The organism is Mesorhizobium sp. M3A.F.Ca.ET.175.01.1.1, assembly GCF_004791945.1.
In the GTDB taxonomy this organism is placed as follows: Bacteria; Pseudomonadota; Alphaproteobacteria; order Rhizobiales; family Rhizobiaceae; genus Mesorhizobium.
Map to the genome: position 1 here is coordinate 460,617 of NZ_SRTP01000004.1, position 8,701 is coordinate 469,317.

The following is an 8,701-nucleotide window of genomic DNA, read 5'->3' on the forward strand; positions in this document are numbered from 1 at the left end:
ATTGAAGAAATTCAGGAGTAGCAAAATGAAGAAGATTGTTCTTGCCACGGCCGCCCTTCTGGCCGTTTCCAGCGCGGCCTTCGCGGCCAGCGACAACTACGGCGCCAAGGGCGCCGATCAGCCGGCCGCCACGGTCGACACCACGCGCACCTCGTCGGTCGGTTCCGACTCGCCGGTCTACAAGCTGCTGAACACGTCTGGCGACGTGCATAAGTCGGCCCAGCAGGGCAGCGACCGCAATCTCTTCGGCCGCTGACCGACCCTGGACAGTGCACCAATCGGAGCGGCGGGCCTGGCTCGCCGCTCTTTGTTTTAGCCGGACAGGATGCGGCTCCCGCCGCAATCGGCGACGTCAGGCCGCCTTCGCCTCAGGCCGATGCAGCGTGAAGGAATGGCCGTCTGCGTCGAAGATGTGCAGGTCGCCGGCGCTCGCGTTCAGCCGCAGCGTCTCGCCCCGCTTGACCTCGACATTGCCGGGCAGCTTGGCTACCAGCGGCAGGTCGGCACGGCCGATATCGACATAGACGAGCTGAACCTCGCCGAGCTGCTCGATATAGTCGACCTTGCCCTCGAACAGATAATCGGTGCCGGTCGCGATCGCGAGATCCTCCGGCCGCACGCCGAAGCTCACCGCCGTGCCACTCGCCGAGGCGGGCGTGGCGATCGGCACCGTCGCCTTGCGCTCGCCGACATGGCTGACCAGGGTCGGGTTGCCGGCTCTCTCGATCTTCGCCGGCAGGATGTTCATCGCCGGCGAGCCGATGAACTGGGCGACGAACAGATTGCCCGGGCGTTTGTAGAGCTCCATCGGCGTACCGACCTGCTCGATGCGGCCCTCCTTCAACACCACGATCCGGTCCGCCAGCGTCATCGCCTCGACCTGGTCGTGGGTGACGTAGATCATCGTCGTGTTGGGCATCGATTCCTTGAGCTTGGCGATCTCGATGCGGGTGGCGACGCGCAGTGCGGCGTCGAGGTTCGACAGCGGCTCGTCGAACAGGAACACCTTCGGATTGCGCACGATCGCGCGGCCGATGGCGACGCGCTGACGCTGGCCGCCCGACATCGCCTTGGGCAGCCGGTCGAGATATTTGGTGAGCTGCAGGATTTCGGCGGCTTGGCGCACCCGCTTGTCGATCTCGGCCTTGCTCTCCTTTCCGATTTTCATCGAGAAGGCCATGTTGTCGTAGACCGTCATATGCGGATAGAGCGCATAGGATTGAAACACCATCGCGATGCCGCGCTTCGACGGCGGCACGTCGTTCACCACCTCGCCGTCGATCTGCAGCACGCCCGAGGTGATCTCCTCGAGCCCGGCAATCGATCGCAGCAGGGTCGACTTGCCGCAGCCCGACGGTCCGACGAAGACGATGAACTCGCCCGATTTGATGTCGAGGTCGATGCCGTGGAGAATGTGGATGTTGCCGTAGGATTTCTGCACCTGGTTCAGCGTGACATCGGCCATGATTTCGTCCTCCCAGTTGTCTGTTGCAAACTCAGTCGATACGCCCGAACCAGGCGCCATAGCCGCCGAGGCGGATGGGCCCTGAGCCAGTCTGTCCCGAAAAGCCGTGTCCCGACAAGGGCTTCAGCGTGGCTTTGCCGAGATCGACCTCGGCAGGCTTGCTGCCGAGGTTGAAGACGCAGGCGATGCGCTCATTGCCCTCGCGGCGGGTGAAGGCAACGGTGTCGCCATCGCTTGCGATGAACTCCATGTCGCCCTTGGCAAGCGCCGGGTGCTGGCGCCGGAAGGCAAGAAAGCGCCGGTAATGCTCGAGCAGCGAGTTCGGGTCGCCCTGCTGCACGTTGACCGCTTGCGACAGGTGCTTGTCCGGCACTGGCAGCCAGGGCTTTGCGCCCGAGAAACCGGCGTTCTTTGCGGTTGCATCCCACACCATCGGCGTGCGGCAGCCGTCGCGACCCTTGAATTCCGGCCAGAAGCGAATGCCGTAGGGATCCTGCAGGTCTTCGAATTGAAGTTCCGCCTCGCCGAGGCCGAGCTCTTCGCCCTGGTAGATGCAGACCGATCCGCGCAGCGACATCAACAGCGCCGAGATCACCTTGAGATAGGCGGTCGGATCGGCCTCGTCGGCAGCCCAGCGCGATGCCGGACGCATAACGTCATGGTTGGAGAAGGCCCAGCACGACCAGCCGTCGGTGGCGACCTTGCCGAAGGCTTCCAGCACCGTGCGCACCTTGGCGGCGCTGATCTTCTCGGGCGCCAGGAAGTCGAATGAATAGCACATGTGCACGCGCTTGCCGCCGGCCGTATACGCGGCGACCACTTCCAGTCCGCGCTGGGAGTCGCCGACCTCACCGACGGCGGCCTGGGCCGGATATTGCTCGAGCAGCGCGCGGAACCGCTCGAGGAAGCCGAGATTCTCCGGCCGGCTCTTGTCGTAGATATGGTCCTGGTAGTTGTAAGGGTTTACCGCCGGCGCCGTCTGGTCGTTGCGCTCTTCCGGCGGCAGCGGCGGATTGTCCTCCAGTCCCTGGCTGTGGAAATAGAAGTTGATGGTGTCGAGCCGGAAGCCGTCGACGCCGCGCTCGAGCCAGAAGCGGGTGACGTCGAGCAGCGCGTCCTGGACTTCGGCGTTGTGGAAGTTGAGGTCCGGCTGCTCGGCCAGGAAATTGTGCATGTAATATTGCTGGCGGCTGGTGTCCCACTGCCAGGCCGAGCCGCCGAAGATCGACAGCCAGTTGGTGGGCGGCGTGCCGTCGGGCTTCGCGTCGGCCCAGACATACCAGTCGGCCTTGGGGTTGCCGCGGCTCGAGCGGCTTTCCTTGAACCACGGATGGATGTCGGCGGTGTGCGACAGCACCTCGTCGATCATCACCTTGAGGCCGAGCCGGTGGGCTTCCGCCACCAGCGCATCGAAATCGGCGAGCGTGCCGAACATCGGATCGACGTCGCAATAATCCGACACGTCGTAGCCGAAATCCCGCATCGGCGATTTGAAGAAGGGCGAGATCCAGATGGCGTCGACGCCGAGCGAGGCGATGTAGGGCAGCCGCCGCACAATGCCTTTCAGGTCGCCGATGCCGTCGTCGTTGGAGTCCTGATAGGAGCGCGGGTAGATCTGGTAGATCACCGCCCCCCGCCACCAGTCGCGGTCGACAGCGGGGTCTGGTCTCGAAGTCGCCTTCAAAGCCGATTGCATTGTCTCAACCTCCTTTCACCGAGCCAGCAAGCAGCCCGCGCACGAAATAGCGCTGCAGCGAGAAGAACACGATCAGCGGCACGATGATGGTCACGAAGGCCGAGGTCGTGAGGATTTCCCAATTGCCGCCGCGCGAACCGAGCAGCGCATTGAGCTTCGCCGTCAGCACGATCTGGTCGGGTGCCGTGCCGAGGAAAACCATCGCCACCAGCAGATCGTTCCATACCCACAGGAATTGGAAGATGGCGAATGAAGCGAGCACCGGGAACGACAGCGGCAGCACGATCTTGACGAAGATCTCGAAATCGCTGGCGCCGTCGATGCGGGCCGATTCCATGATCTCGCGGGGCAGACCCGCGATATAGCTGCGCAAGAGGTAGATGGCGAAGGGCAGGCCGAAGCCGGTATGGGCCAGCCAGATGCCGAGATAGGTCTTCGACGGCACGCCGAAGAAGGCGCCGACGCCGTTATAGAGCTTGAGCAGCGGGATCAGCGACATCTGCAGCGGCACCACCAGCAGGCCGATGATGACGGCGATCAGCAGCGCGCGGCCCGGAAAGCGCATCCAGGCCAGCGCGTAAGCCGCGAAGGCCGCAATCAGGATCGGAATCACGGTCGCGGGGATGGTGACCGTCAGCGAGTTCATGAACGAGCGGCCGATGCCTTCCGAAAACAGCACGGCGTCATAATTGTCGGTGGTGAATTTCGGCGGCGCCGAAGAGGCGAAATAGACGCGCTGGCCGCGCTCGCCCTCGAAGGCTTTCGGCGAGGCAAGCACGAAACCGCCGTCGGCGTTCACCTGCAACGTCACGCCCTCGCCGAGATCGGCCGCCGTGCCGGCGGCGTATTGCGTCGGCGCTGCCGCCTTGACGCCGAAGGCGCTGATGTCGCGCTTGGGGCCGTCGCCGAAGATGTTGCCTTCGATGACATACTTGCCGTCCTTCTGCACCTGCGCCGAGGCGGCCGGCAGGCGGCCGGCCTCGGTCTGGCTGGAACTGGCGAAGGAATTCCACCAACCCGAGGCGATGATCTGGTCCTTGTCGCGCAGCGACGAAACAAGGATCCCGAGCGTCGGGATGGTCCAGATCACGACGAAGACGAGGACCGCGATGTGGACGCCGAAGCGGCTGGCGAAGGACTTTCCGGTCTTGGCGGACATCTTAGTGCCCTCCCGTCTCTTTGTTGGCCTGGCGGATGTTCCAGACCATGATCGGAATGACCGCGATCATGATGATGATGGCGATCGTGGCGCCGCGGCCGAAATCGCCGCCGCCGCGGAACATCCAGTCGAACATCAGATTGGCCAGCACCTGGCTGTTCCATTGGCCGTTGGTCATCGTCAGCACGATGTCGAACACCTTGAGCACCAGGATGGTGATGGTGGTCCAGACGACAGCGATGGTGCCCCAGATCTGCGGCACCATGATCTTCCAGAAGATCTGGAACGGATTGGCGCCGTCGATCACCGCGGCCTCCAGCGTCTCTTCCGGAATGCCGCGCAGCGCTGACGACAGGATCACCATGGCGAAGCCGGTCTGGATCCAGATCAGGATGATCATCAGGAAGAAGTTGTTCCAGAACGGCAGTGAGATCCAGACCTGCGGCTGGCCGCCGAAATACTGGATGATCGCGTTGAGCAGGCCGATCTGGACCTGCCCCTCGCCGCGATACTCGTAGATGAACTTCCAGATCACGCTGGCGCCGACGAAGGAGATGGCGAGAGGCAGGAAGATCAGGCTCTTGGCGATCGTACCCCACCAGATCTTGTCGGTGAGCACGGCAATGATCAGCCCGAGAAAGGTACAGGCCGCCGGCACCACCGCCAGCCACAGCACGTTGTTCAGGATGGAGTTGCGGAAATCGTGATCGCCGAACGCCCATTCGTAGTTGGCGAGGCCGACGAAGTTGGCGCCGCTGCGGTCGAGGAAGGAGAGCCGCAACGTCTCGATCACCGGATAGATCAGGTAGATGGTCAGGATGATCATCGCCGGGCCGACGAACAGCCACGGCCGCACCAGCCCCTGCCGGCGCAGATTGTCGACCGCCGCGGTGCCCGAGACCCCGCGCGAGGGGAAGATGATGTCGAGCAGTTTGTTGGCGCCCCAGAAATAGGCGACACAGCCGCCGACGCCGATGATGATGACGAATATGGCCGAGAAAATCTGAGCCGCCATGGGTCCCTCTCCCTGCGCATGATCGGCCGGGCCGAAGCAGCCCTGGCGATAAGGATGCGCCGATTCAGTTTATTCGGAACGAGCGAACGCAAACCGGTCCGGCGTCCATTGCCGGTCGAATCCGGGCCGTAGCCCGGATCCAGTAGGAGGATCAGGAAGGTCTAGCGTCAGGTCGCCACCGGCGGCCTACTTGATAGCATCCCAGCTCTTCTGGATGTCGGTGGCGACGTCCTGGGCGGACTTGCCGCCGACCAGGTCGATCATGCCGGTCCAGAAGGAGCCCGCGCCGATCTTGCCGGGCATCAGGTCCGAGCCGTCGAAGCGGAAGGTCGAGGCGTTGGCCAGGATATCGCCCTGCTTTTTCAGCGCGTCGCTGGCATAGGCTTCCTTGTTGACCGCCTTGAACGGCGTCACGAAGCCGCCCTGCGCCATCCAGATCTCATGCGCCAGCGGCATCTTCAGGAATTCGATGAAGGCGCGCGCCGCCTTGGAGTCCTTGGTGATCATGGCCAGCGTTCCGGCGCCGAGCACGGGCGTGCCGAGATCGGGCTTGGAGGCATAGGGCGGGAAGTAGAAGAAGTCCGCGTCCTGACCGAGCTTGGTGCCTTCCGGGAAGAAGGTCGGGATGAACGAGGCCTGGTGATGCAGGTAGCATTTCGGCGGCACCGCGAAGAGGCCCTTCGGGCTGTCGCGGAAGTCGGTCGCCGCGACCGCCTTGGCGCCGCCGTCGACCATCTTGTCGTCCGTGGCGATCTTGCCGAAAATGTCGATGGCATTGACCACGGCCGGATCGTTGAAGGGGATCTCGTTCTTCACCCACTTGTCGTAGACATCGGGGGTCTGCGTGCGCAGCATGATGTCTTCGACCCAGTCGGTCGCCGGCCAGCCGGTGGCGCCGCCCGAACCGAGACCGATGCACCACGGCTTGCCGCCGTCGGCGATGATCTTCTTCTCGAGGTCGGCGAGTTCTTCCTGCGTCTTCGGCACCTTGTAGCCGGCTTCCTCGAAATTGTCCGGCGAGTACCAGACCAACGATTTCACGTCGGCTTTGTAAGGGAAGGCGAAGAAGCCGGGCTTGCCGTCCTTGTCCTTGAACGTGCCGAGGTCGACCCAGGACTGGCCGGCGCCGTAATTGTCCTTGATCCACTTGGCGGTGTCGTCGCCGAGCGGCGTCAGCAGGCCCTTGGAGGCCAGGTCCTGGATGAGGCCGGGCTGCGGCAGAACGGCGATATTGGGAGGGCTGCCGGCCTGGGTGTCGATGACGATCTGCTGTTCGTAATTTTCGGACGAGGAATATTTGATCTCGGCGCCGGTGGCCTCCTGGAAATATTCGAGAACGGTGCGCACCAAGGTCTCGTCTTCGCCGCGCCACGGCCCGAAGATCGTCAGCGTTTCGCCCTTGAGGTCGACTTTCTTGAGGTCGTCGTAATTTGCCCAGTGGAAGCGCGGGTCCTCGCCCGGCTTGAACTTCAGCTCGGCATGCGCCGGCAGGCTGAGGGCGAGTGCGGCGAACGCGGCACCCAAGAGAAGCATCTTCTTCATCGCTGTTCCTCCCAGTGGTCATGAATGGTTCGGACGAAACCTCCATTTCGTCCGCCGACGCCCGCGGAAACTGTGACTCAGCGAGAGGAGAACCGCAACCTTTCGAAGAGCCTTCCAAAGCGCTTTGGCTTTTTTGATCTCGCCATTGAATCGACCGGAAGTCAAGGGGTCGCGGACATTAATCGATTTAAATTTCATCGCGGAGAGTACGAAAGTGCAGTGCAGCATGCTTTTTTGGCGGTGCAGCAGCAATTTCGGCTTCAAACGGGTCCACCCGGCCCCTATGGTCGAAAAGTCCAGCAGCGTCGTGGGGCTGTCATTGGATTGATTCAAATTGAAAGCGCTTTGAGGTGTCGGGGGCCTCCGTGAACCTGAAGCAACTCGCCCATATGCTGTCGCTCTCGCAGACCACGGTGAGCCGGGCGCTGAACGGCTATCCAGAAGTCAACGAGGAAACGCGGCGCCGGGTGATGGATGCCGCCAAGCGCCATGGCTACCGGCCGAACCCCAGCGCGCGCCGGCTGGCCACCGGCAAGTCGGGCATGATCGGCTACGTGCTGCCCACCGGCAATGCGGTCGACATCGATCCGCATTTCGTCGAGTTCCTGTCCGGCCTAGGCGACTATGCCCGCTCGCATGAGCTCGACCTCGTGCTCTCGCCGGCTGATGCCGACGACCAGGAGACCACCTACCGCCGCATCGTCGCCAACCGCCAGGTCGACGCCGTCTATATTTCATCGCCGCGTCCGGCCGATCGGCGGCTGGCGCTGGTCAACACGCTGGGTATCCCGTTCCTCGTTCATGGCCGCAGCGAGGGCCTTGATTTCAACTATCCTTATCTCGACATCGACAATGAGGGCGCCTTCCATGAGGCGGCAAGGCTTCTCGTCCAGCTCGGCCACAAGCGGCTGGCGCTGATCAACGGCGACGACCGTGAGACCTTCGCCATTCACCGCGAGCGCGGCGTGCGCCGGGCGCTGGCCGCGAGCGGGCTCGCGTTTGGCGAGCGCCACATCTGTTCCGCGACCATGACCGAGGAGAACGGCTACCGCGCCGCCCGCCGCCTGCTCGAGCAGGGCGAGCCGCCGACTGCGATCGTCTGCTCCAGCCTGATCATGGCGCTGGGCGTGGTGCGTGCCGTGCGCGACCTCGGCCTGACCATTCCGGGCGACCTGTCGCTGGTCGCCCACGACGACGTTTTCCCCTGGCTGCGGCCGGAGAATTTTCCGGTGCCGCTGTCGACGACGCGCTCCTCGATCCGGCTCGCCGGCGCGCGCGTCGCCGAACGCCTGGCGGCACGGATATCGGGGCTGGAGGAGGGGGCGCGCGGTGAGGTCTGGCCTGTCGATCTGGTGGTGCGAGGATCGGTCGCCGGCGCGCCGGGTTAGTGAGGGCGGCGGCGAAGATCATGGCCTTGAGTTCTTCAAGGGCCGGTCGAAGGCGCTGACCGTTGATGCATTTGACCCGCGGGGATCGCCGAAGCGCCGTTGCTTTTTTGGAACGCGGGGCATTGGTGAGGGTTTTCCGCTTTATAGTCGAATGAGTTCGGCATCATGCCGACAACCGGGACTTGGGAGGAAGATCGAAGCAAAGGTGACAACGCTATGCGTGTGCTGGTTCGAGTTGCGGCTATTGTCATCGTACTAGTGGCACTGCTGTATCTGGGATTGTGGTATTCGACCGGCGACTCGGGTTTTGGGACTGTCAGGAATTCTGTGCGCGAGGCCATGATGATGGAAAGGAGAGAATCATCACATGGCTATCGAGAAAGAACTTCTGGACCAGTTGCTTGCCGGGCGCGACCCGAATGAGGTGTTCGCCCGG

The 8,701-nt window shown here is 63.2% G+C and carries 7 protein-coding genes; 2 read left to right on the forward strand and 5 right to left on the reverse strand.

Annotation, left to right across the window (positions count from 1 at the left end; translation table 11 throughout):
* The first annotated feature begins 25 nt into the window (after positions 1-25).
* Positions 26-256 (forward strand): DUF680 domain-containing protein, encoded by a 231-nt coding sequence (locus tag EN818_RS13705; RefSeq protein ID WP_095805013.1) that lies wholly within the window; start codon positions 26-28, stop codon positions 254-256.
* Positions 257-352: 96 nt separating this feature from the next.
* Here EN818_RS13705 and ugpC read toward each other — a convergent pair whose 3' ends face one another.
* The 5 genes from ugpC to EN818_RS13730 form a co-directional block, all read right to left on the reverse strand.
* A complete protein-coding gene (gene ugpC / locus EN818_RS13710; RefSeq protein ID WP_095805012.1) occupies positions 353-1,465 on the reverse strand; it encodes a sn-glycerol-3-phosphate ABC transporter ATP-binding protein UgpC in 1,113 nt (370 codons plus the stop codon).
* A gap of 31 nt (positions 1,466-1,496) precedes the next feature.
* The gene (locus EN818_RS13715; RefSeq protein WP_095805011.1) at positions 1,497-3,161 is read right to left on the reverse strand and encodes an alpha-glucosidase family protein; all 1,665 of its coding nucleotides are present in this window, start codon (positions 3,159-3,161) and stop codon (positions 1,497-1,499) included.
* A gap of 4 nt (positions 3,162-3,165) precedes the next feature.
* The gene (locus tag EN818_RS13720) at positions 3,166-4,320 is read right to left on the reverse strand and encodes a carbohydrate ABC transporter permease (protein WP_095805010.1); all 1,155 of its coding nucleotides are present in this window, start codon (positions 4,318-4,320) and stop codon (positions 3,166-3,168) included.
* A 1-nt stretch (position 4,321) separates the two neighbouring features.
* Entirely contained in the window at positions 4,322-5,335 is a 1,014-nt protein-coding gene (locus EN818_RS13725) for a sugar ABC transporter permease (protein WP_095805009.1), read from the reverse strand.
* A gap of 186 nt (positions 5,336-5,521) precedes the next feature.
* Complete coding sequence (locus EN818_RS13730; RefSeq protein WP_095805008.1) at positions 5,522-6,877, reverse strand: ABC transporter substrate-binding protein; 1,356 nt, start codon at positions 6,875-6,877, stop codon at positions 5,522-5,524.
* 365 nt (positions 6,878-7,242) lie between these two features.
* Between EN818_RS13730 and EN818_RS13735 the strand changes: the two genes are divergently transcribed.
* A complete protein-coding gene (locus tag EN818_RS13735; RefSeq protein ID WP_095805007.1) occupies positions 7,243-8,265 on the forward strand; it encodes a substrate-binding domain-containing protein in 1,023 nt (340 codons plus the stop codon).
* Positions 8,266-8,701 lie beyond the last annotated feature (436 nt).

What these genes read in the sequence shown, in the direction of transcription:
- EN818_RS13705 (WP_095805013.1), top strand. Translation starts at nt 26, where the DNA reads ATGAAGAAGATTGTTCTTGCCACGGCCGCCCTTCTGGCCGTTTCCAGC.
- ugpC (WP_095805012.1), bottom strand. Translation starts at nt 1,465, where the DNA reads ATGGCCGATGTCACGCTGAACCAGGTGCAGAAATCCTACGGCAACATC.
- EN818_RS13715 (WP_095805011.1), bottom strand. Translation starts at nt 3,161, where the DNA reads ATGCAATCGGCTTTGAAGGCGACTTCGAGACCAGACCCCGCTGTCGAC.
- EN818_RS13720 (WP_095805010.1), bottom strand. Translation starts at nt 4,320, where the DNA reads ATGTCCGCCAAGACCGGAAAGTCCTTCGCCAGCCGCTTCGGCGTCCAC.
- EN818_RS13725 (WP_095805009.1), bottom strand. Translation starts at nt 5,335, where the DNA reads ATGGCGGCTCAGATTTTCTCGGCCATATTCGTCATCATCATCGGCGTC.
- EN818_RS13730 (WP_095805008.1), bottom strand. Translation starts at nt 6,877, where the DNA reads ATGAAGAAGATGCTTCTCTTGGGTGCCGCGTTCGCCGCACTCGCCCTC.